The organism is Pseudomonas sp. P1_C12, from assembly GCF_056406435.1.
Map to the genome: position 1 here is coordinate 47,511 of NZ_JBFUAE010000017.1, position 24,911 is coordinate 72,421.

The 24,911-nt window shown below is 60.8% G+C and carries 24 protein-coding genes; 13 read left to right on the forward strand and 11 right to left on the reverse strand.

Annotation, left to right across the window (positions count from 1 at the left end; translation table 11 throughout):
• Positions 1 to 4: 4 nt before the first annotated feature.
• Positions 5 to 1,030: an NAD(P)H-dependent glycerol-3-phosphate dehydrogenase gene (locus AC1D19_RS24485; RefSeq protein ID WP_477764808.1), complete on the reverse strand. Its 1,026-nt coding sequence runs from the start codon at positions 1,028 to 1,030 to the stop codon at positions 5 to 7.
• Between the two features lie 274 nt (positions 1,031 to 1,304).
• On the opposite strand from AC1D19_RS24485, the gene AC1D19_RS24490 reads away from it, so the two are divergent.
• The 5 genes from AC1D19_RS24490 to AC1D19_RS24510 all read left to right on the forward strand — a co-directional run bounded on the left by AC1D19_RS24490 (position 1,305) and on the right by AC1D19_RS24510 (position 6,647).
• Positions 1,305 to 2,237, forward strand: coding sequence for an ABC transporter substrate-binding protein (locus AC1D19_RS24490; RefSeq protein ID WP_477764809.1), 933 nt, complete (start codon positions 1,305 to 1,307; stop codon positions 2,235 to 2,237).
• Complete coding sequence (locus AC1D19_RS24495; RefSeq protein WP_477764810.1) at positions 2,234 to 4,135, forward strand: ATP-binding protein; 1,902 nt, start codon at positions 2,234 to 2,236, stop codon at positions 4,133 to 4,135. Before AC1D19_RS24490 ends, AC1D19_RS24495 begins: the two co-directional genes overlap by 4 nt.
• 247 nt (positions 4,136 to 4,382) lie before the next feature.
• Entirely contained in the window at positions 4,383 to 4,898 is a 516-nt protein-coding gene (gene fabA / locus AC1D19_RS24500; protein ID WP_003227150.1) for a 3-hydroxyacyl-[acyl-carrier-protein] dehydratase FabA, read from the forward strand.
• A gap of 11 nt (positions 4,899 to 4,909) precedes the next feature.
• Positions 4,910 to 6,130, forward strand: coding sequence for a beta-ketoacyl-ACP synthase I (fabB, locus tag AC1D19_RS24505; RefSeq protein WP_477764811.1), 1,221 nt, complete (start codon positions 4,910 to 4,912; stop codon positions 6,128 to 6,130).
• 328 nt (positions 6,131 to 6,458) lie between these two features.
• Positions 6,459 to 6,647 carry a hypothetical protein gene (locus AC1D19_RS24510; protein WP_223456119.1) on the forward strand — a complete coding sequence of 63 codons (189 nt, stop codon included), beginning with the start codon at positions 6,459 to 6,461 and terminating at the stop codon, positions 6,645 to 6,647.
• 69 nt (positions 6,648 to 6,716) lie between these two features.
• Here AC1D19_RS24510 and AC1D19_RS24515 read toward each other — a convergent pair whose 3' ends face one another.
• From AC1D19_RS24515 to AC1D19_RS24545, 7 genes are all read right to left on the reverse strand, one after another.
• Positions 6,717 to 7,259 (reverse strand): DUF2058 domain-containing protein, encoded by a 543-nt coding sequence (locus tag AC1D19_RS24515; protein ID WP_007988773.1) that lies wholly within the window; start codon positions 7,257 to 7,259, stop codon positions 6,717 to 6,719.
• Between the two features lie 28 nt (positions 7,260 to 7,287).
• Positions 7,288 to 8,121 carry a nucleoside triphosphate pyrophosphohydrolase gene (gene mazG / locus AC1D19_RS24520; RefSeq protein WP_477754820.1) on the reverse strand — a complete coding sequence of 278 codons (834 nt, stop codon included), beginning with the start codon at positions 8,119 to 8,121 and terminating at the stop codon, positions 7,288 to 7,290.
• 118 nt (positions 8,122 to 8,239) lie between these two features.
• Positions 8,240 to 10,483 carry a GTP diphosphokinase gene (gene relA, locus AC1D19_RS24525; RefSeq protein ID WP_477760160.1) on the reverse strand — a complete coding sequence of 748 codons (2,244 nt, stop codon included), beginning with the start codon at positions 10,481 to 10,483 and terminating at the stop codon, positions 8,240 to 8,242.
• Positions 10,484 to 10,605: 122 nt separating this feature from the next.
• Positions 10,606 to 11,958, reverse strand: a complete 1,353-nt coding sequence (gene rlmD, locus AC1D19_RS24530; protein WP_477754818.1) for a 23S rRNA (uracil(1939)-C(5))-methyltransferase RlmD — start codon at positions 11,956 to 11,958, stop codon at positions 10,606 to 10,608.
• Entirely contained in the window at positions 11,958 to 12,860 is a 903-nt protein-coding gene (gene cysM / locus AC1D19_RS24535; RefSeq protein WP_477764812.1) for a cysteine synthase CysM, read from the reverse strand. The genes rlmD and cysM overlap by 1 nt, the downstream gene beginning before the upstream one ends.
• 168 nt (positions 12,861 to 13,028) lie before the next feature.
• Positions 13,029 to 14,450, reverse strand: a complete 1,422-nt coding sequence (locus AC1D19_RS24540) for a histidine kinase sensor domain-containing protein (protein WP_477764813.1) — start codon at positions 14,448 to 14,450, stop codon at positions 13,029 to 13,031.
• A complete protein-coding gene (locus tag AC1D19_RS24545) occupies positions 14,440 to 15,159 on the reverse strand; it encodes a response regulator transcription factor (protein ID WP_477754815.1) in 720 nt (239 codons plus the stop codon). The genes AC1D19_RS24540 and AC1D19_RS24545 overlap by 11 nt, the downstream gene beginning before the upstream one ends.
• A 215-nt stretch (positions 15,160 to 15,374) precedes the next feature.
• Here AC1D19_RS24545 and AC1D19_RS24550 point away from each other — a divergent pair, with 215 nt between their 5' ends.
• The 4 genes from AC1D19_RS24550 to AC1D19_RS24565 all read left to right on the forward strand — a co-directional run bounded on the left by AC1D19_RS24550 (position 15,375) and on the right by AC1D19_RS24565 (position 20,193).
• Positions 15,375 to 18,128, forward strand: a complete 2,754-nt coding sequence (locus AC1D19_RS24550; protein ID WP_477754814.1) for a response regulator — start codon at positions 15,375 to 15,377, stop codon at positions 18,126 to 18,128.
• A 156-nt stretch (positions 18,129 to 18,284) separates the two neighbouring features.
• Entirely contained in the window at positions 18,285 to 19,277 is a 993-nt protein-coding gene (locus AC1D19_RS24555; RefSeq protein WP_477754813.1) for a 2-hydroxyacid dehydrogenase, read from the forward strand.
• Positions 19,278 to 19,354: 77 nt separating this feature from the next.
• A complete protein-coding gene (locus AC1D19_RS24560; RefSeq protein ID WP_007988765.1) occupies positions 19,355 to 19,789 on the forward strand; it encodes a hypothetical protein in 435 nt (144 codons plus the stop codon).
• Complete coding sequence (locus AC1D19_RS24565; RefSeq protein ID WP_477754812.1) at positions 19,789 to 20,193, forward strand: META domain-containing protein; 405 nt, start codon at positions 19,789 to 19,791, stop codon at positions 20,191 to 20,193. The genes AC1D19_RS24560 and AC1D19_RS24565 overlap by 1 nt, the downstream gene beginning before the upstream one ends.
• A gap of 97 nt (positions 20,194 to 20,290) precedes the next feature.
• On the opposite strand, the gene AC1D19_RS24570 is transcribed toward AC1D19_RS24565, so the two are convergent.
• Complete coding sequence (locus AC1D19_RS24570) at positions 20,291 to 20,758, reverse strand: TlpA disulfide reductase family protein (RefSeq protein WP_477754811.1); 468 nt, start codon at positions 20,756 to 20,758, stop codon at positions 20,291 to 20,293.
• A gap of 114 nt (positions 20,759 to 20,872) precedes the next feature.
• Between AC1D19_RS24570 and arsC the strand changes: the two genes are divergently transcribed.
• From arsC to AC1D19_RS24585, 3 genes are read left to right on the forward strand one after another with little or no spacing between them, the layout of a single operon-like run.
• Positions 20,873 to 21,226 (forward strand): arsenate reductase (glutaredoxin), encoded by a 354-nt coding sequence (gene arsC / locus AC1D19_RS24575; protein WP_477754810.1) that lies wholly within the window; start codon positions 20,873 to 20,875, stop codon positions 21,224 to 21,226.
• Positions 21,223 to 21,819: an NAD(P)H:quinone oxidoreductase gene (gene wrbA, locus AC1D19_RS24580; protein ID WP_477764814.1), complete on the forward strand. Its 597-nt coding sequence runs from the start codon at positions 21,223 to 21,225 to the stop codon at positions 21,817 to 21,819. Before arsC ends, wrbA begins: the two co-directional genes overlap by 4 nt.
• Position 21,820: 1 nt before the next feature.
• Complete coding sequence (locus AC1D19_RS24585) at positions 21,821 to 22,246, forward strand: DUF2069 domain-containing protein (protein WP_477764815.1); 426 nt, start codon at positions 21,821 to 21,823, stop codon at positions 22,244 to 22,246.
• Between the two features lie 95 nt (positions 22,247 to 22,341).
• Here the strand turns inward: AC1D19_RS24585 and AC1D19_RS24590 are convergent, their stop codons facing one another.
• The gene (locus AC1D19_RS24590) at positions 22,342 to 23,016 is read right to left on the reverse strand and encodes a DNA-3-methyladenine glycosylase I (RefSeq protein WP_223456102.1); all 675 of its coding nucleotides are present in this window, start codon (positions 23,014 to 23,016) and stop codon (positions 22,342 to 22,344) included.
• A gap of 130 nt (positions 23,017 to 23,146) precedes the next feature.
• Positions 23,147 to 23,971 (reverse strand): tRNA 2-thiocytidine(32) synthetase TtcA, encoded by an 825-nt coding sequence (gene ttcA / locus AC1D19_RS24595; RefSeq protein WP_223456101.1) that lies wholly within the window; start codon positions 23,969 to 23,971, stop codon positions 23,147 to 23,149.
• 283 nt (positions 23,972 to 24,254) lie between these two features.
• Here ttcA and AC1D19_RS24600 point away from each other — a divergent pair, with 283 nt between their 5' ends.
• Positions 24,255 to 24,857 carry a Yip1 family protein gene (locus AC1D19_RS24600; protein ID WP_008051494.1) on the forward strand — a complete coding sequence of 201 codons (603 nt, stop codon included), beginning with the start codon at positions 24,255 to 24,257 and terminating at the stop codon, positions 24,855 to 24,857.
• Positions 24,858 to 24,911: the final 54 nt, after the last annotated feature.

Genomic DNA, 24,911 nt, shown 5'->3' on the forward strand with positions numbered 1-24,911 from the left:
GTGATTAGTTGAAACCACTGGTGGAAATAAAATCGACGTCGGTTTTCGGCTCTCCACGCATTAGCAGACCGATGACCTGCTCCAGCGTGCGCCCCTCGAACAGGATCGCGTGCAGCCCGGCGACCAGCGGCATGTACACGCCAACCTCCTGGGCCTTGGCCTTGAGCACTTTAAGGGTGTTGACCCCTTCGGCGACTTCGCCCAGGCGCGTGACGGCCTCGTCCAGGCTCAGGCCCTGGCCGAGGGCGAAGCCGACCTGATAGTTGCGGCTCTTGGGCGATGAACAGGTCACGATCAGATCGCCCACGCCCGCAAGCCCCAGGAAGGTCATCGGGTTGGCGCCCTGATTCACCGCAAAGCGGGTCATTTCCGCCAATGCCCGGGTGATCAGCATGCTCTTGGTATTTTCCCCCATGCCCAGCGCCACCGCCATGCCGGCGATGATCGCGTAAACGTTTTTCAACGCCCCGCCCAGCTCCACACCGAAACGGTCGGCGCTGGCGTAAACACGAAAGGTGCGGCCGTGCAGCGCGGCCTGAACCCGCTGGCAGAGTTCTTCGTCTTCACTGGCGACCACCGTGGCGGTCAGTGCATGTTCGGCGATTTCACGGGCCAGGTTGGGTCCGGACAGGACGCCGATGCGGGCCTGCGGGGCGATCTCTTCGAGGATCTCGCTCATCAGTTTGAATGTGTGGGCTTCGATGCCTTTGGTCAGGCTCACCAGTAATTTACCGGTCAACCGTTCGGCGTGCGGCACCAGCACCGAGCGCAGCGCGCTGGAGGGCAATGCGACAAAACACAGGTCACAGGCGTCCAGGGTGGCTTGCAGGTCGGTGACCGGTGTGACGCCGGGCAGAATCTTGATGCCTTTGAGGTAACGCGGGTTTTCGCGATTGACCCGCATGGCCTCGGCCTGTTCGGGGTCACGCATCCACTGAAGGACCTGAAGCCCATTTTCGGCCAGCAGATTGGCCACGGCGGTTCCAAAACTTCCGCCTCCCAGGACCGCAATCGGGCGCTGTTCAGTCATATGCAATCCGTTAATCCATACCAGTGGCGATGTCGGCATTATACGGGGCAGCCCATCGGCGGCCAGCCCCGGCGTCAAATACCAGCAGTTGTGGGAAGAAGAGCAATAAAACCGAGGAAAATGCGGACATCGTGAATGGAAAAGTCATTCGGCTCGGTTAACATGCGCGCCATCAATCACTGACTGGGATGTGTTGTGTCTCCGGGTGCTCCTTCACCGCATTCGCCTCAGGTACTGGCGCTGATTTTCAGCTCGCCGGGGCTGGAGCTTTAATATGTCGTATTGCCCAGCCTGGAAAACGCCGCCCCTGCGCCGGCTGCTGGCCGTGCTTTGTCTATTGTTCAGCAGCTTGTTCGGTAGCCTGCCGGGTAACGCGGCCGACATTTTGCTCACGGGTGCCGAAGACAGCCCCGACGCGCGGGCGTTTACCCAGGCCCTGAGCGAGTTGCGACCGAACGATAACGTACGCTTCCAGACACTGGCGAGTTTGCCGATTCCTGACAAACTGCCGGAAAACATCCGCTTGATACTGCTCGACCTGCCCAGCCTCGACTGGCGCCTGCAGGACACCCGGGGCCCGGCGACACTGGTGTTGCGCATCAGCCGCCTGCAAGCCCGGCAACGCTTGAACAACACGCTGCCTGCACACCTTTCCCTGCTATGGAGCGATCCACCACTGGACCGCCAGTTGCGCTTGACCCGCACCCTGTTGCCCGAAGCCAAACGCATCGGCGTGCTCTACCACAACCACAGTGAATTTCTGTTGACTGAGCTGCGTAATGCCGCCCTCCTCTTGGGTCTAGAGGTGGTCACCCAGCGCTGGGACAACATTCACGACAGTCATCCGTTACAGGCCCTGCTGAATAACAGCGACGTGTTGCTGGGCCTGGACGATGCCGACCTGTACAACCCGCAAACCGCAAAGAACCTGCTGCTGAGCAGCTACTCACGGCAAATGGCGCTGATCGGACCCAACGCAGGTTTCGTCAAGGCCGCAAGCCTGGCCAGCACCTACAGCGATCAGAGCGACTGGCTGGCGATCCTCGACGAGTTGCTCGACCGGCCACCGGCCACCTGGCCGCGCACGCACTATCCCCATCGATTCAAGGTCGCGAGCAATCCCCAGGTGGCGCGTTCATTGGGTATCGAACAGATAAACGAAGCGTCGGTCGCCACGTTGCTGGCTGAAGGAGAACGCCGTCCATGAACTTGCGCCGTCGCTGGGACATCAACACTCGCACCCAACTCATCAGCCTCGGCCCTGCACTGCTGCTGACCTTGTTGCTGATCAGCTTCTTCACGTTCGTGCGCATCCAGGATCTGCGTCAGGAAATCACCCACACCGGGCAGTTGATCGCCAATCAACTGGCCCCGGCCACCGAGTACGGAGTGATTTCGGGCAACATCGAAGTGCTCGAAACTTTGCTCAAGGCGACACTGGTCACGCCCAACGTGAGCTTTCTGGAAATCCAGGACAGCGCCAACCGGGTTCTGGTGTACGTCGAACAACCGAGCGAACACTACAATCGCGCGCAACAGCTCGAAGTGTTCCAGGCACCGATACGGCTCCAGCGCGTCGCGTTGCACAATGATTTTTTCCAGAGCAGCAAAACCGCCAACGCGGCCCCCACCGAAGACTATCTCGGCCGGGTGATCGTCGGACTGTCCAACGATGCCTTCAGCCAACGCCAGCAGGAAATCGTGCTCAAGGCCGCCATTCTGGTGCTGTTTGCCCTGCTATTTACCTTCTTCGTGGCCCGGCGTCTGGCGGGCAGCCTGTCGCAACCAATCCGTGATATCGGCAATGCGGTCAAGGCGATCCAGGACGGCGACTACAAAACACCGCTGCCCATTGTCGACGACACCGAGCTGGGGGCGCTGTCGCAACACATCAACAACCTCGCCAGCGGCCTCGAGCAGGCCAGTCGCGAACAGCATCAGGCCATGGCGCAGTTGATCCAGACCCGCGAAGAAGCGGAAAAGGCCAACAACGCCAAATCCGACTTCCTCGCCATGATGAGCCATGAACTGCGCACACCGATGAATGGCGTACTGGGCATGCTGCAGTTACTGGAAACCACCGACATGACCGAGGAGCAGGTGGAATACGCGGCGCTGGCCTCGGAATCTACCGAGCACTTGCTCAAGGTCATCAACGACATCCTGGATTTCTCGCGGATCGAACGTTCAGAGCTGGAACTGGAGCACATTGCGTTCAATCTCGTCGAACTGATCGGCAGTTGTGCCCAGTCGTTCCAGCACAGCGCCGCGCAACGCGGCCTCGACCTGCAACTGATGGTCCCCGATGACATGCGCGGCTTGCAGGCCAAGGGCGACCCGACGCGGATCCGGCAGATACTGGTCAACCTGATCGGCAATGCGCTGAAGTTCACCGAGCAGGGCCGCATCACCATCGAGGCACAGTGGCAGTCGCTGGACCACGAGTTACTGTGGTTCACCTGCACCGTGCGCGACAGCGGCATCGGCATCCCGGCACCAAGCCTGGAGTTGATGTTCAACGCTTTCCAGCAGGCCGACAGCTCCATTTCAAGGCGCTACGGCGGCACCGGGCTAGGCCTGCCGATTGCCCGTACGCTCGCCGAACGCATGGGCGGCACCTTGCGCGCGCAGAGTGAGGAAGGCCGCGGTTCGGTGTTCACCCTGGAAATTCCCCTGGCACTGCACCAGCAGACTCAACCGCTGTCGCCCCCTCGCGCGCAATCGCGCAACAGCAACGGCGAAGGGCGCAATGTGCTGCTGGTCGAAGACAACCCGGTCAACCAGACGGTCATCGAAGCCATGTTGCGCAGCCTGGGCTTCAAGGTCAGTCTCGCGGCAGACGGCGCGCAGGCGGTTCGCAGTGCCGAGAGCCTGATTTTCGAAGCGATCCTGATGGATTGCCGCTTGCCGGTCATCGATGGCTATGAAGCCACCCGACAGATCCGCCAATTACCCGGTTGCACCGACCTGCCGATCATCGCGCTGACTGCCAACGCCCTGCAGGGTGACCGCGAAGCCTGTTTGTCGGCGGGGATGAACGATTACCTGGCCAAGCCGTTCAAACGGACTGATCTGCAGCAAATTCTGCAGCGATGGGTGCAGTAGTACAGGCCTTTCGAGCATCTGCGACTGGCGTGAAATGCGAAAGTGCGGCAGTCTTAGGCACCCGAACAGGCCCGAAAAGGGGCTTGAATAATAATTTCAGTGCACAAGTGTACATTCATGTCCTTGGTGCTGTGACTTTCACCACAACGCAATAGTCTATGAGTAGGCTGCCGGTTCGAGGCATGAACGCTTCGATCGGCCGGGAAGATTTGCCCCACCTGCCGCATGGGACTATTGAGGAGCTCGCATGACCAAACAAAACGCCTTTACCCGGGAAGACCTGCTGCGCTGCAGTCGCGGTGAGCTGTTCGGCCCTGGTAACGCGCAACTGCCCGCCCCGAACATGCTGATGGTTGATCGCATCACCCTGATCAGCGAAGAAGGTGGCAAGTACGGCAAAGGTGAATTGGTCGCCGAGCTGGATATCAATCCGGACCTGTGGTTCTTCGCCTGCCACTTCGAAGGTGATCCGGTGATGCCGGGCTGCCTGGGCCTCGACGCCATGTGGCAACTGGTCGGCTTCTTCCTGGGCTGGCAAGGCCTGCCGGGCCGCGGCCGTGCGCTGGGTTCGGGCGAAGTGAAATTCTTCGGCCAGGTCCTGCCGACCGCCAAAAAAGTCACCTATAACATTCATATCAAGCGCGTCCTCAAGGGTAAGCTGAACCTGGCCATCGCCGACGGTTCGGTCACTGTCGACGGTCGCGAAATCTACACCGCCGAAGGCCTCCGGGTCGGCGTGTTCACCTCCACTGACAACTTCTAAGGGTTATCCGCATGCGCCGCGTCGTTATCACTGGTCTGGGCATCGTTTCTTGCCTGGGCAATGACAAAGAGACCGTCTCCGCTAACCTGCGTGCAAGCCGCCCTGGCATCCGGTTCAACCCGGAATATGCCGAAATGGGTCTGCGTAGCCAGGTTTCCGGCTCCATTGACCTCAACCTTGAAGAACTGATCGATCGCAAGATCTATCGCTTCGTCGGCCACGCGGCAGCTTATGCCTACCTGGCCATGAAAGACGCCATCACCGACTCCGGCCTGACCGAAGAGCAGGTTTCCAACGTGCGTACCGGCCTGATCGCCGGCTCCGGTGGCGCGTCGACCCTGAACCAGATGGAAGCACTGGACATCCTGCGCGAGAAAGGCGTCAAGCGCGTCGGCCCGTACCGCGTCACGCGGACCATGGGCAGCACCGTTTCCGCCTGCCTGGCCACGCCGTTCAAGATCAAGGGTGTGAACTACTCGATCTCCTCCGCTTGCGCCACCAGTGCTCACTGCATCGGTAACGCCATGGAACAGATCCAGCTGGGCAAGCAGGACATCGTTTTCGCCGGCGGCGGTGAAGAAGAACACTGGAGCCAATCGTTCCTGTTCGACGCCATGGGCGCCCTGTCCACCCAGTACAACGAAACCCCGGAAAAAGCTTCCCGTGCCTACGACGCCAAGCGTGACGGTTTCGTCATTGCCGGCGGTGGCGGCATGGTCGTGGTTGAAGAGCTGGAACACGCTCTGGCCCGCGGCGCGAAGATCTACGCGGAAATCGTCGGCTACGGCGCGACCTCCGACGGCTACGACATGGTTGCCCCGAGCGGCGAAGGCGCGATCCGCTGCATGCAGCAGGCGCTGTCCACCGTCGATACCCCGATCGACTACCTGAACACCCACGGCACCTCGACCCCGGTCGGCGACGTCGCGGAAATGAAAGGCGTGCGTGAAGTGTTCGGCAACAAGGCTCCGGCCATCAGCTCCACCAAGAGCCTGTCGGGTCACTCCCTGGGCGCCGCCGGCGTTCACGAAGCGATCTACTGCCTGCTGATGATGGAAGGCAACTTCATTGCCGGTTCCGCCAACATCGACGAGCTGGACCCTGAAGTGGCCGACCTGCCGGTGCTGACCAAGACCCGCGAAAACGCCACCATCAACACCGTGATGAGCAACAGCTTCGGTTTCGGTGGCACCAACGCCACCCTGGTACTGAAGCGCTGGGAAGGTAAGTAATTTCCCGCTGCCGAGCCGCACATGAAAACGCCCCGACTGGTTCGGGGCGTTTTTTTTGCCTGGAGAAATTCGCGCGGCAAACACAAAACCCTGTAGGAGCAGCCTGCGGCAGCTCCTACAGGGGGGCGTGAGGCCTCTGGAGATGAAGCTTTTGTCATGAAACTTAACGCCCTGCGACTGAATGTCGCGGATTCCGCGGGCTGCAGCACTGTTTCCGTTTTTGCAAAAAACCATTACCAAACTCAGTCGTTTACTTAGCAAGCTACCAAACTCTATAACAGAGGCCTGCACACGCCTTGCTGCAGATAACAGAGATTGGAGCTAGCAGATGACTGTAAAAGTAACTGAACGCGACGATTCACATAAATCCCACGAGGGGGTAGCCGCCGGTATCCGGATCTGGGATGTGCATCAACAAGACCTGCTGGTCGGGATGTTCCATTCCGAGACCGATGCGCAAAACTACAAGGCCGAACTGGAAACCCTGGAGCAGCAACGCGAATTGCGTTCCGCATAGGCAAACACAGCATTGAAAGCGACAAACCCCACCATGAGCGGGGTTTGTCGTATTGCAGCCTTCAGCGTGTTACCACATCAGATCATCAGGGATCTTATAGGCGGCGTACGGATCATCCTCGACACTCACTTCTTCGGTTTGCACATTCAGCTGCACGATACGTTGAGGGTCGCGCTCCTGAATCTTCAGTGCCGCCTCGCGCGGAATCACTTCGTAGCCGCCAGCGTGATGCACGATGGCCAGCGAACCGCTGCTGAGCTTGTTGCGCATCAGGGTGTTGACGCTGATGCGCTTGACCTTCTTGTCGTCGACGAAGTTGTAGTAATCCTCGGTCGTCAATTTCGGCAGGCGCGAGACTTCGATCAATTGCTTGACCTGCGCGGCACGGGCCTTGGCCTCGGCCTTCTCCTGCTGCTGGCGGTTGAGTTCCTGGTCGCGCTTGACCTTCTCGGCCATGGCTTCCTGCGCCGCGCGCTGCTGGGAGTCATCCAGCTCGATCTGGCCTTTGTGGGCCAGGCGTTGTTGTTTCTGCTTGTCTTTGCTGACCTGCTTGGCCTGCTTCTGGTTGACCAGCCCTGCTTTGAGCAACTGGTCGCGAAGGGAAATGCTCATGGTGCTTATTACTCACTTAGGCCACTGCTCAACCGCAGCTGGGCAAATTCTTTTCCTGACGTTTGGCTTCGCCCCACAAGGCGTCCAACTCTTCGAGGGTGCAATCTTCCATGGGACGGCGGGTGTCGCGCAATGCCTGTTCGATAAAACGAAAGCGTCGTTCAAACTTGCCGTTGGCGCCACGCAGTGCGGCTTCCGGATCGACCTTGAGATGCCGCGCCAGATTGACCACGGAAAACAGCAGATCGCCGATCTCGTCGGCCACGGCTTCGGGATCGTTTTCCGACATCGCTTCGAGGACTTCATCGAGCTCCTCACGCACTTTATCGAGCACCGGCAAGGCATCTGGCCAGTCGAACCCGACCTGCCCCGCGCGCTTCTGCAATTTTGCCGAACGGGACAACGCTGGCAGTGCGGCGGGAACATCATCGAGCAACGATAGCTGTTCGGGCGCTGAAGATTTCTCCGCGCGCTCCTCGGCCTTGATCTCTTCCCAACGCTGCTTGACCTGCTCTTCACTCAAACGCGGGACATCCAGCGGCGCATACAGGTCACCGGTGGGGAACACGTGGGGATGACGACGGATCAGCTTGCGGGTGATGCCGTCGACCACGCCGGCGAACTCGAAGCGCCCCTCTTCCCGAGCCAACTGACTGTAATAAACCACCTGGAACAACAGATCACCCAGCTCACCCTGCAAGTGATCGAAGTCGCCGCGCTCGATGGCATCGGCGACTTCGTAGGCTTCTTCGAGGGTGTGCGGGACGATGGTGGCCCAGGTTTGCTTGATGTCCCACGGGCAACCGTACTGCGGGTCGCGCAGGCGGTTCATCAGGTGCAACAAATCTTCAAGGCTGTACATCTGCGACTCTCGTCAAACACCCTGTAGGAGCTGGCTTGCCAGCGAAGGCGCTCGTCATGCCAGCGCAAGGCTCAAGGCTGCCTTCGCCGGCAAGCCGGCTCCTACAGAGAGGGGTGGGTCATGGCGTACGGTTACGCCGGGTTTCGATGATGTTCGGCAACTGGGAAATCCGCCCCAGCAACCGCCCCAATGCGTCCAGCCCCGGAATCTCGATGGTCAGGGACATCAACGCGGTGTTGTCCTCCTTGTTCGAGCGGGTGTTGACCGCCAGCACGTTGATCCGCTCATTGAGCAGCACCTGCGAGACGTCACGCAGCAGACCGGAACGGTCGTAGGCGCGGATGACGATGTCCACCGGATAGGTGAGCACCGGCACCGGCCCCCAGCTGACCTGGATAATTCGCTCGGGCTCGCGCCCGGCCAGCTGCAGCACCGAGGCGCAGTCCTGGCGGTGAATGCTCACGCCGCGACCCACGGTGATGTAACCGACGATTGCATCGCCCGGCAACGGCTGGCAGCAGCCGGCCATCTGGGTCATCAGGTTGCCGACACCCTGGATCTGGATATCGCCGCGCTTGCCCGGCTTGTAGCCGGTGGCCTTGCGTGGAATCAGTTCCAGCTGCTCGTTGCCACGCTCCGGCTCGACCAGTTGCTGCGCCAGGTTGACCAGTTGCGCCAGGCGCAGATCCCCGGCGCCGAGGGCGGCGAACAGGTCTTCGGCGGTTTTCATGTTGGCCTTGTCGGCCAGCTTGTCGAAATCCACCGCGGGCAGACCGAGGCGATTGAGCTCGCGCTCAAGCAGCGTTTTACCGGCCGCGACGTTCTGGTCACGGGCCTGCAACTTGAACCAGTGAACGATCTTCGCCCGCGCCCGCGATGTGGTGACGTAACCCAGGTTCGGGTTCAGCCAGTCGCGGCTCGGGGTGCCGTGCTTGCTGGTGATGATCTCGACCTGTTCACCGGTTTGCAGGCTGTAATTGAGCGGCACGATGCGCCCGTTGATCTTGGCGCCACGGCAGTTGTGACCGATTTCGGTGTGTACACGGTAGGCGAAGTCCAGCGGCGTCGCACCCTTCGGCAAATCGATGGCGTGACCGTCCGGGGTAAAGATGTAAACCCGGTCGGGCTCGATATCGACCCGCAGCTGTTCCGCCAGGCCGCCGATGTCGCCCAGCTCTTCGTGCCATTCGAGTACCTGGCGCAGCCAGGAGATTTTCTCTTCGTAGTGATTGGAGCCGGACTTGACGTCGGTGCCCTTGTAGCGCCAGTGCGCGCACACACCGAGTTCGGCTTCTTCGTGCATCGCATGGGTGCGGATCTGCACTTCCAGCACCTTGCCCTCGGGCCCGATCACCGCTGTGTGCAGCGAGCGATAGCCGTTTTCCTTGGGGTTGGCGATGTAGTCGTCGAACTCTTTCGGAATGTGCCGCCAAAGGGTATGGACGATGCCGAGCGCGGTGTAGCAATCGCGCATTTCCGGCACCAGCACGCGAACGGCTCGAACGTCGTAGATCTGGCTGAACTCCAGACCCTTGCGCTGCATTTTGCGCCAGATCGAATAGATGTGTTTGGCCCGGCCGCTGATGTCGGCATCGACGCCGGTGGCCTGCAATTCGTTTTTCAGCTGGCTCATCACGTCGCTGATGAAGCGCTCGCGATCGAGTCGCCGCTCGTGGAGCAACTTGGCGATCTGCTTGTACTGGTCCGGCTCCAGGTAACGGAAGGACAAGTCCTCCAGTTCCCACTTGATGTGACCGATACCCAGGCGATGGGCCAGTGGCGCGTAGATGTCGAAGACTTCACGGGCGACGCGGTTGCGTTTTTCGTCGTCGGCGGTCTTCACCGCACGGATGGCGCATGTACGCTCGGCCAGTTTGATCAGGGCGACGCGAACGTCGTCGACCATGGCCACCAGCATCTTGCGCAGGTTTTCCACCTGGCCCTGGGTGCCCATCACCATGGATTTGCGCGGACTCAGGCTGTCGCTGATCGCCGCCATGCGTTGCACGCCGTCGATGAGTTTGGCCACCACCGGGCCGAAGCGCTGGCTGACTGCCGGCAACGGGATCTGGGCTTCGCGCACGCCCCGGTACAGGACCGCGGCGACCAGTGAGTCCTGATCGAGTTTGAGATCGGCGAGAATCTCGGCGATCTCAAGGCCGGTACGGAACGTGGAGTTCCCTTCCGACCACAGATTCTGTGCCGCATTGGCTTGTTGTTCGGCCTCGCGAGCGTACTCGCAGGCCTCTTTCAAGGCTTCGCGATCCAGTGCCAGATCGACACTCACCGCGTGATCGAGCCAAGCCTCGAGATTGATACTGCCGTCGGTGTTGATCGGCTGGTGTGCTCTCACCTGTACCATCTTGCTTACCTTCCCTACGACGCAGATTCAATGCGTCAAATCGCTGACCTTCGTTGCCCGTGCGCCCACATCGGGCTGGGTGCGCGGCTGCACGGGCGGGCCAGTCGGACCAGACGAGCATCCTAGCTCGCTTCAAATAACGCCATGGCCTCGACATGTGCCGTTTGAGGAAACATATCGAGAATCCCGGCACGTTTTAACCGGTAGCCCTGCTTGATCAATTCGACCGTGTCACGCGCCAGAGTGGCCGGGTTGCACGACACGTACACCAACCGTTCGGCGCCCAGGGTCTTGAGCTTGCGAACAACCTCGAAAGCACCGTCACGCGGTGGGTCCAAGAGTACCGCACAAAAGCCTTCGGCGGCCCATTCGGCGTCCGTCAAAGGCTGGGATAAATCGGCCTGAAAAAACTTCGCGTTATGCAGATTATTGCTAGCCGCATTCGCCGCTGCCCGATCGACCATCACCTGCACACCTTCGACCGCCACCACTTCGCGAGCGGCCTTGGCCAGTGGCAAGGCAAAGTTGCCCAGACCACAGAACAGATCGAGTACGCGCTCATCCGCTGTCGGCTTCAACCAGTCCAGCGCCTGGGCGACCATCGCTTCGTTGACTGCGGCGTTGACCTGGATGAAATCCCCGGGACGGTATGCCAGCTCCAGACCCCACTGTTCAAGACGATAACCCAACGACTGATCGGCCTCGACCGGCTGCGGTTCACCGTCGCCATGCAGCCACAACTGGGCTTCGTGGAACGCGCAGAAATCCTTGAGGATCGTCAGGTCGGCGTCGGACAACGGCGCCATGTGCCGCAGCAAAATCGCCAACGTCGAGCCGCTGAACAACTCCACATGCCCGAGTGCCTGAGGTTTGCTCAAGCGTCGCAGCATCTGGGGCAGGCGGGTCATGATTGGTTGCAAGGGCTGTACCAGCACCGGGCAATCATCGATGCCAACGATGTCCTGGCTGCCGGCGGCGCGGAACCCGACTTCGAGTTTCTTCGCCTTCATGTCCCAGCGCACCGCCACACGGGCGCGACGACGGTAGCCGAATTCCGGACCGGTCAATGGTTCGGCCCACTCCTCGGGCGCGACACCGGCGACCTTGGACAATTGCTCGGCGAGCATGCGCTGTTTCAGGGCGAGTTGTTCGTTGTGGGGCAGATGCTGCACGCTGCAGCCGCCGCAACGGCCGGCATGGGCGCACGGTGCCGGGCGGCGCAACTCGCTGGCGTTGAACACCCGCTCGGTCCGCGCCTCGACCACTTTACCGTGGGCACCGAGTACGCGAGCCTCGATTTCTTCGCCGGCCAACGCACCGATGACGAACCAGGTACGGCCTTCGAAAAACGCGATGCCGCGACCGTCATTGGCCAGGCGCTCGATGGTCAGGCGCTGTTTTTTGCCGGTCGGGATTTGCGGGGCCTTGCTGCCGCCGGTAGGCTGGAAGCGCAGGCCTCTTTCATGTTTGGCCATCAGTTGGGCGCGTCGAAAATGCCGGTCGACAAGTAACGGTCGCCGCGGTCGCAGATGATCGCGACGATCACCGCATTTTCAACTTCTCTGGACAGGCGCAGCATTGCCGCCACGGCGCCGCCCGAGGACACGCCACAGAAAATGCCTTCTTCACGGGCCAGGCGACGGGTCACGTCTTCGGCTTCGCTTTGGGCCATGTCGACGATCCGGTCCACGCGATCAGCCTGATAGATCTTCGGCAGGTATTCCTGAGGCCAGCGACGGATACCCGGGATCGCCGAACCTTCCATTGGTTGCAGGCCGATGATCTGCACGTTGTCGTTCTGCTCTTTCAAGTAGCGCGACACGCCCATGATGGTCCCGGTGGTGCCCATGGAGCTGACGAAATGGGTGATGGTGCCCTGGGTCTGACGCCAGATTTCCGGGCCAGTGGTGGTGTAGTGCGCCTCGGGGTTATCACCGTTGGCGAACTGATCCAGTACCTTGCCGCGACCTTCGGCTTCCATGCGCTGGGCGAGGTCGCGGGCACCTTCCATGCCCTCCTCCTGGCTGACCAGGATCAGCTCGGCGCCATAGGCGGTCATGGCTGCCTTGCGTTCGGCGCTGGAGTTGTCCGGCATGATCAGGATCATCTTGTAACCCTTGATCGCAGCGGCCATGGCCAGGGCGATCCCGGTGTTGCCCGAGGTCGCTTCGATCAGTGTATCGCCGGCGTGGATCTGCCCGCGCAGTTCGGCGCGGGTGATCATCGACAGCGCCGGACGGTCCTTGACCGAACCCGCCGGGTTGTTCCCTTCGAGCTTGAGCAATAGGGTATTGCTGGTGGCGCCGGGCAGGCGCTGCAAACGGACCAGCGGAGTGTTGCCGACGCAATCGGCGATGGTTGGGTACTGCAAGGTCATGGCGTATTCGCAATCCAGACTGCGGGGGCGACTATCATACCGGCAAACGTTCGCAGGCCATATCACGCAAAGTGTGGTGCTTATGGTTTATGGGAATAAGCAGATATTTTGCGGTGAACATGAGGGCCTCATCGCGGGCAAGCCCGCTCCTACAGGGGACTGAGGTGATCACATATTTTTCGGTTGAAACACAGTCAATGTGGGAGCGAGCCTGCTCGCGATGGCGTCGTCACGGGCACCACCATCATCCGCCAACAGACGCATATTCAAGCGCAACCCGGTCCCGGTGTTCTGCGCCCACAGCTGTCCACCCTGACGCTGCACCGCATTCCGGGCAATGCTCAACCCCAACCCAAACCCACCATCCCCCGGCCGCGAACCGTCGAGCCGGGTGAACGGCAGGAAGATCCGCTCCAGATCCGCTTGCGCCACTCCACCACCCTGATCCTCCAGCCACAGGTGCCAGAAATCGCCATCACGCCGTCCGCCCAATTGGACGATGCCTCCCGTCGGCGAATGACGAATGGCATTGCGCAGAATGTTTTCCAACGCTTGGGCCAGGGTATTGAGATGACCGCGAACCCAGCAGGATGCATCCACCGTGCATTGCAACTGCGTATCGGGCCAGCCACTTTCATAGCAGGCGTTTTCCGTGAGCATTTCCCACAGGGCCTGGATCTGAATCGCCTCGTCGGGCAACCGGGTGCGCTCGGTGTCCAGCCATGCCAGTTGCAGCGTGTCTTCCACCAGGCGCTGCATGCCATCGACCTCACGACCGATACGTTCGCGCAATGGCTCCAGCCCCTGCTCGCTTTCACTGGCCACCCGCAGGCGGCTCAAAGGCGTGCGCAATTCGTGGGACAGGTCGCGCAACAGTTGCTGCTGCAAGGCCACAGTGCTTTGCAGGCGCTCGGACATGTGATCGAACGCCCGCCCCAGCTCACCCAATTCATCGGAACGATTGGTGGTGCGGCTCGATAGGCGCACATTCAGTTGGTCAGCACGCCAGGCATTGGCCTGCTCACGCAAGTGATTGAGCGGCACTACCAGCAAACGGTAGAGCCCGACGCACAGCAGCAAAGTGAACAACCCCGGAATCACGCCGTTGGTGATCACCCGCCAGAACACCCGGTATTGCCCAGGCAAAAAGCGTTCGGGCAGTTCGATCACCAGGCTGCCAGTGGACGGGTCGCCGGGAAACGGTATGCGTATCCACGGCCGGCCTTTCTTGTGAATGGGCCAATCGAGGCCGCGCAAAAAAGTCAGGCGTTCGACTTCCTTGTCCGTCAGCGATTGGTTGCTCAAGGACTGCAAATCACCACCGATGACACCGACCCAGCCTTTTTCCCGCTGACCCATGCCTTGCAGCCAGTCATCGACACCGGCGCTCTGGCGCTGCTTCCACGCCTGCTCGGCTTCGGCGGCATAACCGGACAGGCTGCCGCGGGCCTCATCGGAGAGGAACTGGTTTCGCTCCTCCATGTAACGCCCCCATGACCAACTCAACCAGATCATCAGCAGACAGAAAGCGACCAATAGACAAGCCAGTTTCCAGAACAGCGAGTGCCTGCCCGGCACGTTACATTTCATCGGCGGCGCTCAGGATGTAACCCTTGCCCCATACCGTACGCACTTCGCGCTCGGTGTAGCCAATGGCCTTGAGCTTGCGGCGGATCTGGCTGATGTGCATGTCCAGGCTGCGGTCATGGGCCGCATAACCGCGTTGCAGCACCTGTTGATAGAGGAAGGCTTTGCTCAATACTTCGTCGACGCTGCGGTGCAGCGTCTCCAGCAGCCGATACTCGCTGCGGGTCAGGCCGCCAGCCTGTTCGCCATAAAACACCTCGAAGCTTTCATCGTCGAAACGCAGGCTGTCCATCGACGGGGCTGGCACTGCGGGTGCGGGTCGGCGGTCGAGTGCCACCCGCCGCAGAATGGCTTCGATGCGCACCCGCAACTCCACCATGCTGAAGGGCTTTGGCAGGTAATCGTCGGCCCCCAGGCGAAAGCCGCTGATGCGATCGGCCTCGGCACCGAGGGCCGACATCAGCAACACCGGGGTGGAATGACTCTGGCGCAATTGAGTCAGTACCGCCAGGCCGTCCATGCCCGGCAGCAGGATATCCATCAACACCACGTCGAAAGGCTGCCGGCGGGCAATGTCCAGGCCTTCCTGGCCGTTCTGGCACCAGGTCACCTGGAAGCCGCTGCGGTCCAGGTGCTCGTGAACGTAGGCGCCGAGCACAAGGTCGTCTTCGATGGACAGGATTCGGGGGAGGCCAGCAGTGATGGGAGTCATGACTATCTGCAAACAATTCTCAGTTGAGCGATTATTCAAGATTGCCTCGCCAGGGGCAACCCACGGTTTGTCCGTATCGCCAAAGAGTCGCCCGGGCCGACGAATGACTGCACCATTTTTACGAAGATTGCCCGCGAGCAAATCGCTACACTGCGCAAGTGGTGCATGGCGGATGCATGTACGGGTCTATAAATAGCGGGATGCAGGAGAGATGCGTGCTCAAGAAACTGGGAATCAAAGGCCGCGTGCTGTTGCTGACCCTGTTGCCAACCAGCCTGATGGCGTTGGTGCTGGGGGGGTATTTTACCTGGATGCAACAGGCTGACCTGCAAACCCAACTCATGCAGCGCGGCGAAATGATCGCCGAGCAGTTGGCTCCACTGACGGCGCCAGCCATGGGCCATCAGGACAACGAACTGCTCGAACGCATCGCCACCCAGGCCCTGGAGCAAACCGATGTACGGGCAGTGACCTTCCTGGCTCCCGACCGCACGTTGCTGGCCCACGCCGGCCCGACCATGCTCAATCAGACGCCCTCTGGCAGTGGCACGCAAATGCTGCGCCACAGCGGCAGCGATGCGACCCGCTATCTGCTGCCGGTATTCGGCAAACACCGCAATCTGGCCGGAGACGTGATTCCCGAAGAAGCAGACCGCCTGCTTGGCTGGGTCGAGCTCGAACTGTCCCATAACAACATGCTGTTGCGCGGTTACCGCAGCCTGTTCGCCAGCTTGATGTTGATCGCTACGGGACTGATCGGTGCGGCGCTGCTGGCCCTGCGCATGGGCCGCACGATCAATCGGCCGTTGAGCCAGATCAAGCAGGCCGTGGCCCAACTCAAGGACGGCCACCTGGAGACCCGCTTGCCGCCCCTCGGCAGCCAGGAACTGGATGAACTGGCTTCCGGCATCAACCGCATGGCCGGCACCCTGCAAAATGCCCAGGAAGAATTGCAGCACAGCATCGACCAGGCCACCGAAGACGTGCGCCAGAACCTGGAAACCATCGAGATCCAGAACATCGAGCTGGATCTGGCGCGCAAGGAGGCCCTGGAAGCGAGCCGGATCAAGTCCGAATTCCTGGCCAACATGAGCCATGAAATCCGTACGCCGCTCAATGGCATTCTCGGCTTCACCCACCTGTTGCAAAAAAGCGAGCTCACCCCACGCCAGCTCGACTACCTGGGCACCATCGAAAAATCCGCCGACAGCCTGCTGGGCATCATCAACGAGATTCTCGACTTCTCGAAAATCGAAGCTGGCAAGCTGGTGCTCGACCATATTCCGTTCAACCTGCGCGACCTGCTCCAGGACACCTTGACCATCCTCGCCCCGGCCGCCCACGCCAAGCAGCTGGAACTGGTGAGCCTGGTGTATCGGGACACGCCGCTGTCACTGGTAGGCGACCCGTTGCGGCTCAAGCAGATCCTGACGAACCTGGTGAGCAATGCGATCAAGTTCACCCGCGAAGGCACCGTCGTCGCCCGCGCCATGCTCGAAGAAGAACACGAAGACACCGTGCAGCTGCGCATCAGCATTCAGGACACCGGCATCGGCCTGTCGAGCCAGGACGTACGCGCCCTGTTCCAGGCCTTCAGTCAGGCTGACAACTCGCTATCGCGGCAACCGGGCGGCACTGGCCTGGGCCTGGTGATTTCCAAACGCCTGATCGAACAGATGGGCGGCGAGATCGGCGTCGACAGCACGCCGGGGGAAGGGTCGGAATTCTGGATCAGCCTGAGCCTGCCGAAAACCCGTGACGATGCCGAAGACCTGCCCGCCGCGCCGCTGCTCGGGCGCCGGGTGGCGGTGCTGGAAAACCACGAACTGGCCCGGCAGGCGTTGCAGCATCAACTGGAAGACTGCGGCCTCAACACCACACCGTTCAACACCCTGGAAAGCCTGACCAATGGCGTCACCGCCGCCCACCAGACCGATCAGGCGATCGAACTTGCAGTGCTCGGCATCACCAGCAACGACATGCCGCCGGAACGCCTCAACCAGCACATCTGGGACCTCGAGCATCTTGGCTGCAAAGTGCTGGTGCTGTGCCCGACCACGGAACAGACGCTGTTCCATCTTTCCGTGCCCAACCCCCACAGCCAGCTCCAGGCGAAACCGGCCTGTACCCGCAAGTTGCGACGCTCCCTGTCTGATCTGGTCAACCCGCGCCCGATGCGCCGCGAGCCGGGCGAACCGTTGTCCAGCCGTGCACCGAAGGTGCTTTGCGTCGACGACAATCCGGCCAACCTGATGCTGGTGCAGACCCTGCTCGAAGACATGGGCGCCAATGTGCTCGCGGTGGAAAGCGGTTTTGCCGCCATCAAGGCGGTGCAGAACGAGACATTCGATCTGGTGTTGATGGACGTGCAGATGCCCGGCATGGACGGCCGCCAGAGCACCGAGGCGATCCGCCAATGGGAAAGCGAACGCCATTGCACGCCGCTGCCGATCGTGGCCCTCACCGCCCATGCCATGGCCAACGAAAAACGCGCGATGCTGCAAAGCGGCATGGACGACTACCTGACCAAACCGATCAGCGAACGGCAATTGGCGCAGGTGGTGCTGAAATGGAGCGGCCTGGCGCTGCGCAATCACAGCCCGGAACGCTCCGGCGATGGGCATGCTGGCGCCCACGACCTGTTGGTACTCGACCACGACGAAGGATTGCGCCTGGCCGCCGGCAAGGCTGATCTGGCGGCGGACATGCTGGCGATGCTGCTGGCGTCCCTGGAGGCTGACCGCGAAGCCATCCGCCTCGCACAGCAAAGCAACGACCACAACGCCCTGATCGAACGCGTCCATCGCCTGCATGGCGCGACGCGTTACTGCGGCGTACCGCAATTGCGTGCGGCCTGCCAACGCAGCGAAACCCTGCTCAAGCAACAGGACCCGAATGCCGGCGTGGCACTGGAGGAACTCGACCGGGCGATCAATCGCCTGGCGGCCCAGGCGCGCATGAATGCTTGATGCAGCGCAACTGCGTCAATCAAACATCAGCGTAAGCTCAGCGCAAACCCTGTAGGAGCTGGCTTGCCAGCGAAGGTGGCCTCAGAGACAGCACAGGGTTTGAGATCCTCTTCGCAGGCAAGCCAGCTCCTACAGAAACGGGACAGAGAGGACATCATGCGTACGATTTTTTTCAGCAGCCAGAACTACGACCGCGACAGTTTTCTAGCTGCCGAACAACCGGTCGGCATCGAGCTGCAATTTCAACCTGCGCGCCTGAGCCTCGACACAGTGGCGCTGGCCCAGGGGTATGAAGCGGTCTGTGCGTTCATCAATGATGACCTCGGCGCGGCGGTACTCGAACGCCTGGCCGCCGGTGGCACTCGCCTGATCGCCCTGCGCTCGGCCGGTTACAACCATGTCGACTTGCCGACGGCAAAACGTCTGGGACTGGCCATCGTGCGCGTCCCGGCCTATTCGCCCCACGCGGTGGCCGAACATGCAGTGGCGCTGATCCTCGCACTCAACCGCCGCTTGCCCCGCGCCTACAACCGCACTCGCGAAGGGGATTTCAGACTGCAGGGGCTGACGGGTTTCGACCTGGTGGGCAAGACCGTCGGCGTGGTCGGCACCGGTCAGATCGGTGCCACCTTCGCCAAAATCATGAGCGGATTTGGCTGCCAGTTACTGGCCTGTGACCCCTACCCCAACCCGCAGGTCGAAGCCCTCGGCGCGCGCTACTTGAGCCTGCCGCAGCTGCTGGCCGAATCGCAGATCATCAGCCTGCACTGCCCGCTCAACGAGCAGAGCAAGCACTTGATCAACCGCCAATCCCTGGCGCACATGCAACCGGGCGCAATGCTGATCAATACCGGACGTGGCGGCCTGGTGGACACCCCGGCGCTGATCGATGCCCTGAAAGACGGTCGCCTGGGTTACCTGGGGCTGGATGTGTATGAGGAAGAGGCGCAGTTGTTCTTCGAGGACCGCTCCGACCTGCCGCTGCAAGACGATGTACTGGCCCGGTTGCTGACCTTCCCTAACGTGATCGTCACCGCACACCAGGCCTTTCTGACCCGCGAAGCGCTGGACGCGATAGCCGCCACCACGTTGCGCAACATTGCAGCCTGGACGGCGGGCACCCCGGAAAACCAGGTGACGGGAGACTGAAACGGATCGAAGGTCATCTGCCTGCGCGATGCGGTGTCCAAGCCCGTGATAGCATATCGCGCATATTTGGAGGACCCATGGTCGAACACGATTTCCGCTACAGCCTGATGAACCCGCAACACACCCTCACCGAATGCCGCGCCCTGGTGCCAGGGCGCTATCAGGTCACCGGCAACGGTGGCTCGATTCGCAACAACGACGTGCTGGTCGTGACCCTCAAGGGTGCCAAGGACTTGTCCATGCGCCTGACAGTCGAAACGGTTCGCCACCTGATCAACCCGCCCGGTCAATGGGTCGCGGTGGCCAGTGGCCCGGTATTCGGCGAACTGGCGATTCATACCTGGCAAGTGAACTGTGACAGCTGCGCCAAAGAGCTGAGCTTCGAGTTCGCCGTCGATGCCAAGCTGGGCAACAAGGCCGAAAAGCCTGCCGCCACTGCGCGGATTGCCGAGCTGGGCTGGACCACCGTTGGCGAGAAACACCTGTGCCCGAAATGCCAGGAGCCTGCGTGATGAAACGCCTCGCTCTGAGCGCGATGGCCGGTGCCAGCCTGCTGGGCTGCGCCGCCGAGCCGGTGCAGTTGCAACAAAACCGCAGCTACATTCTGGAATGGATCGGCGAACGGCCGTTGATGGACTACAGCCACCTGACCATCACCCTCGCTGAAGACGGCCGGGCTTACGGCAATGGTGGCTGCAATCACTGGTTCGCGCCGTACACCCTCGATGGCGACAAACTGACCTTCGGCAAAATCGGCAGCACCCGCAAACTGTGCGCGCCGGCGCTGATGGAACAGGAAAAACGCTTCCTCCAGGCCCTGGAAAACGTCCAGCGCTGGGACGTCTCCCCGATCGAGCAGATGCGCTTCTGGCCAGCCGAAGGCAAGCCGCTGCGTTGGTGGCTTGAGGAGGGTTGATCCCCTAAAAGATCGCAGCCTGCGGCAGCTCCTACATGGATTGTCGTACACCCTGTAGGAGCTGCCGCAGGCTGCGATCTTTTCTCTCAAGAACAACTCAATTCTTCGCCTGCAATGCCTCAAGCTTCGCCATCACCCCCGCCGCCGTCTGTTCCCCCATCAACTGCTCACGCACCTTGCCCTTGTTATCGATAATGTACGTCACCGGCAACACCTCGCTGCGCGGCAGCTCGAACAGCTCGGTAGGGTCCAGCGCCAGCACGGTGAACCTGATTCCCAGCTTCTCGCTCGCGCCCTTCAGCTCTTGCCCCTGGACGTTGTCGAAGTTGACCCCGAACACACCAATTTTCTTGTCCTTGAGCTGCTCGGCCAAGGCATTCAACTCCGGGATCTCGGTACGGCAAGGCCCGCACCATTCTGCCCAGTAGTTAAGTACCAGCCATTTGCCGTCCAGTCGGTCGGCGGCGATCTTGTGGCCGTCCTGGTCGATGCCATAGTCATTCCCGCAGCCCCCCAGCATCAACGCCCCGATGATCGCCAATGCCGCTGCCAGTCGCCTTGTCATGTCGTGTTCCTTGTCAAAAATTGAATGCGCCTGCGACCCATCGCCTCTCACGGTTCTGGATTGCGCGCTGCACAGTTAGAATAGCCGCCACCTTACGCAAGATGCGACCCGCTCATGACCGATCTGACGCTTTATCACAACCCGCGCTGCTCGAAATCCCGCGGTGCGCTCGAACTGCTTGAAGCCCGTGGCCTGACGCCTACCGTGGTCCGTTACCTGGACACTCCGCTGGACGCCGCGCAAATCCAGAGCCTGCTGGGCAAACTCGGGATCAGCGCCCGGCATTTGCTGCGCACCGGCGAGGACGAGTACAAAACCCTCGACCTGGCCGACAACAGCCTGAGCGAAGCGCAATTGATCGCCGCTATCGCCGCCCACCCGAAACTGATGGAGCGACCGATTCTCGAAGTCGGCGACAAAGCCATCATCGGCCGCCCACCGGAGCAGATCCTGGAACTGTTGCCATGAGTGCACCGTACATTCTGGTTCTGTACTACAGCCGCAGCGGCTCGACCAACGAAATGGCCCGGCAGATCGCCCGCGGTGTAGAACAGGCCGGGCTTGAGGCCCGCCTGCGCACGGTGCCGGCGATTTCCAGCGAGTGCAAAGCCGTTTCGCCGGAGATTCCCGACGAAGGTGCGCTGTACGCCAGCCTCGACGACCTGAAGAACTGCGCCGGCCTGGCACTCGGCAGCCCGACCCGCTTCGGTAACATGGCGGCGCCGCTCAAGTACTTTCTCGACGGCACCAGCAACCTGTGGCTGACCGGTGCGCTGGTGGGCAAACCGGCGGGTGTATTCACCTCCACGGCGAGCCTGCACGGTGGCCAGGAAACCACCCTGCTGTCGATGATGCTGCCGTTGCTGCACCACGGCATGCTGATCACCGGCCTGCCGTACAGCGAGTCGGCACTGCTGGAAACCCAGGGCGGCGGCACGCCTTACGGCGCCAGCCACCACGCCGGTGCCGACGGCAAAAGCGGTCTGGATACCCATGAAGTGGCGCTGTGCCGCGCGCTGGGCATGCGCCTGGCGAAGACTGCACAGAAACTGGAGAGCTGAGGTGGCAAAAAAGCCGAAGATTCTTCCCGCCCTCGAATGGCTCGAGCCACGCGTCAAGGCGATGCGTGTCATCAGTCTGCTGTGCTTTTTCGGCTTGGTGGGATTGCTGTGCATCTACTACCTGTTGGTCGCCGACCTGCACGGCGCCCGGCCATGGGTGATTCTGTTGATCGAGCTGGTGCCGTTGCTGATCCTGGCACCGGGGATGATCGTCGGCAGCCCTCGCGGGCATTCGTGGATGTGCTTTGTGGTGAACCTGTATTTCATCAAGGGCGCGTTGGCTGCCTATGACCCGAACCGGCAAATCTTCGGTTTGCTGGAGATGGGTGCGAGCCTGGCGGTGTTCTGTTCAGCGTTGTTGTATGTGCGCTGGCGGTATCAGTTGAATCGCAAGTTGGCTGGCGAGGACGAAGTTTCCGTCGCCTGACAGAAAAGATCGCAGCCTTCGGCAGCTCCTACAGGCTTACACATTCCCCTGTAGGAGCTGCCGAAGGCTGCGATCTTTTGGGGCCCCCCAAACCCTCAATGATTGACGGTATAAGCCAGCATCATCGAAATCTGGCTCATCGGCCGCCCGCCACTTTCTTCATGCCACTGGTTGAACACGTCCTGCACCAATGCCAGGTCGCGCAGGCTGCTCGGCACCTTGTCGATGATGTCCTGCGCATTCAGCGCCGCCACCACGTCATAGCTCGGTACAAAGGTGTCCTTGCCGATCATCCGCAAGAAGCGCGGGGCAGACAGACCGCCCAACTGATGTCCGCGTTTTTTCAGAAAGGTCCAGAGCCCGACGATATCGGTCACCGGCCAATCGGCGATCAGCGCGCCGAAGCTGCCCTTTTCATGGGCCACATCCAGTATGAACTGCGCATTGCGCGGCACACTCTTGAGCTTGCCCAGGTGACGGATGATCCGCGTGTCCTGCATCAGCCGCTCCAGGTGTTCGGCGCTCATCAGCACGACTTTCTCCGGGTCGAACTTGAAGAACACTTCTTCGAAGGCCGGCCACTTGGCATCCACCAGGCTGTGCTTTAGCCCGGCGCGAAATACCCGTAGCGCCATCATCGAGAGGTAGCGATCGTCGCTGATCTTGCGCAGTTGCGCGGGAGTCTTGGGAACGGGCAGGTGGGCTTCCAGTTCAGCCGCTGAACCGAAACGGTTCAAGCAGTACTCGTTCAGCCACTTGTAGTCGCGCATGCCCTCTCCTGGAGGTTGAAACAATAAACAAATGTAGGAGTGAGCCTGCTCGCGATCGCGGTTAGTCATTCAACATTGATGTCGACTGACACTACGCGATCGCGAGCAGGCTCACTCCTACAGTTCTTGACTAGAGATTGACCACATTGACGAATCGCGAAGCCGCGCTTTCGTCGATCTTGAGGCTGGTGAAGTCGAACAGGTTGCGGTCCGCCAGTTGCGACGGGATCACGTTCTGCAGGCTGCGGAAAATGCTCTCGGTACGGCCCGGGGTCTTGCGCTCCCAGTCCAGCAGCATTTCCTTGACCACCTGACGCTGCAGGTTTTCCTGGGAGCCACAGAGGTTGCACGGGATGATCGGGAATTGCTTGAAGTCCGAGTAGGCCTGGATGTCTTTTTCGTTGCAGTAGGCCAGCGGGCGGATCACCACGTTACGGCCATCGTCAGCGCGCAACTTCGGTGGCATGGCCTTGAGCGAACCGTTGAAGAACATGTTCAGGAAGAACGTTTCGACGATGTCGTCGCGGTGGTGACCGAGGGCCATCTTGGTCGCGCCGATTTCGTCGGCGAAGGTGTAGAGCGTTCCGCGACGCAGACGCGAGCACAGCGAGCAGGTGGTCTTGCCTTCCGGGATCAGCTCCTTGACCACCGAGTAAGTGTCTTTCTCGACGATGTGGTACTCGATACCCAGTTCTTTGAGGTAGGCCGGCAGCACGTGCTCCGGGAATCCCGGCTGCTTCTGGTCCATGTTCACGGCCACGATCTCGAACTTGATCGGCGCGACCTTCTGCAAGTGCATCAGCACGTCGAGCATGGTGTAGCTGTCCTTGCCACCGGACAGGCAGACCATGACCTTGTCGCCGTCTTCAATCATGTTGAAATCGGCAACCGCCTCACCGGCCTGTCGGCGAAGGCGCTTTTGCAGTTTGTTCTGGTTGACCGTGAGAGTGCCCATGACGCGAAATCCGTGAGGTGTGACGAAAGGCCGGCATTTTACGCAAAAACCCCTCAGGGGCGAAGTGCCTCGCCAAAAGGGCTGTTCGGCACAGACCCGACGGCGATTAACAACCGGGTTTACAGCGCGATTTGCTCTAAAGCCCCTACTCCCTCTGGGGAAACTCCTCCCTATACTGCGACATAAGGTCGTATACGAATTTCAGACCTGTGACTTGCTTGGCCGCATTGGCCCGTAGGCGCTCCACTGGGGGGCGACGGTAAAGACAAGAGGAGTGACTGGCATGATCCATCACGTAGTGGGGCTCTTCACCCACCCTGACCAAGAATGGAAAGAAATCCGTGGCGACCAGGAGGAAAGCATCAGCCACATGTACCTGACCCATACGCTGATCCTGGCGGCGATCCCCGCCGTGTCTGCCTTTATTGGCACCACACAGGTCGGCTGGGTCATCGGCAATCGACCTCCCGTAATGCTGACCGTAGAAAGCGCGATATGGATGACGATCATGTCGTACCTGGCGATGCTCGGCGGTGTCGCGGTAATGGGCGCATTCATTCACTGGATGGCCCGCACCTATGACGCCAACCCAAGCCTGGCCCGCTGCATTGCGTTTGCAACCTACACCGCTACACCGCTGTTCATCGGCGGTCTCGCCGCCTTGTACCCGCACTTGTGGCTGGGGATGATCGTCGGCACCGCCGCCATCTGCTACACGGTGTACTTGCTGTACGTGGGCTTGCCGACATTCATGAACATTCCATCTGACGAGGGCTTCCTGTTTTCAAGTTCGGTGCTCGCCGTAGGCCTGGTGGTGCTGGTCGCCATCATGGCGTTCACCGTGATTGTCTGGGGACTCGGCGTGGGGCCGGTCTATACCAGTTAGCCGCTCATCACTGATAATCAGAAACGACCGACACAGGCCGCCGCAAGGCGGCCT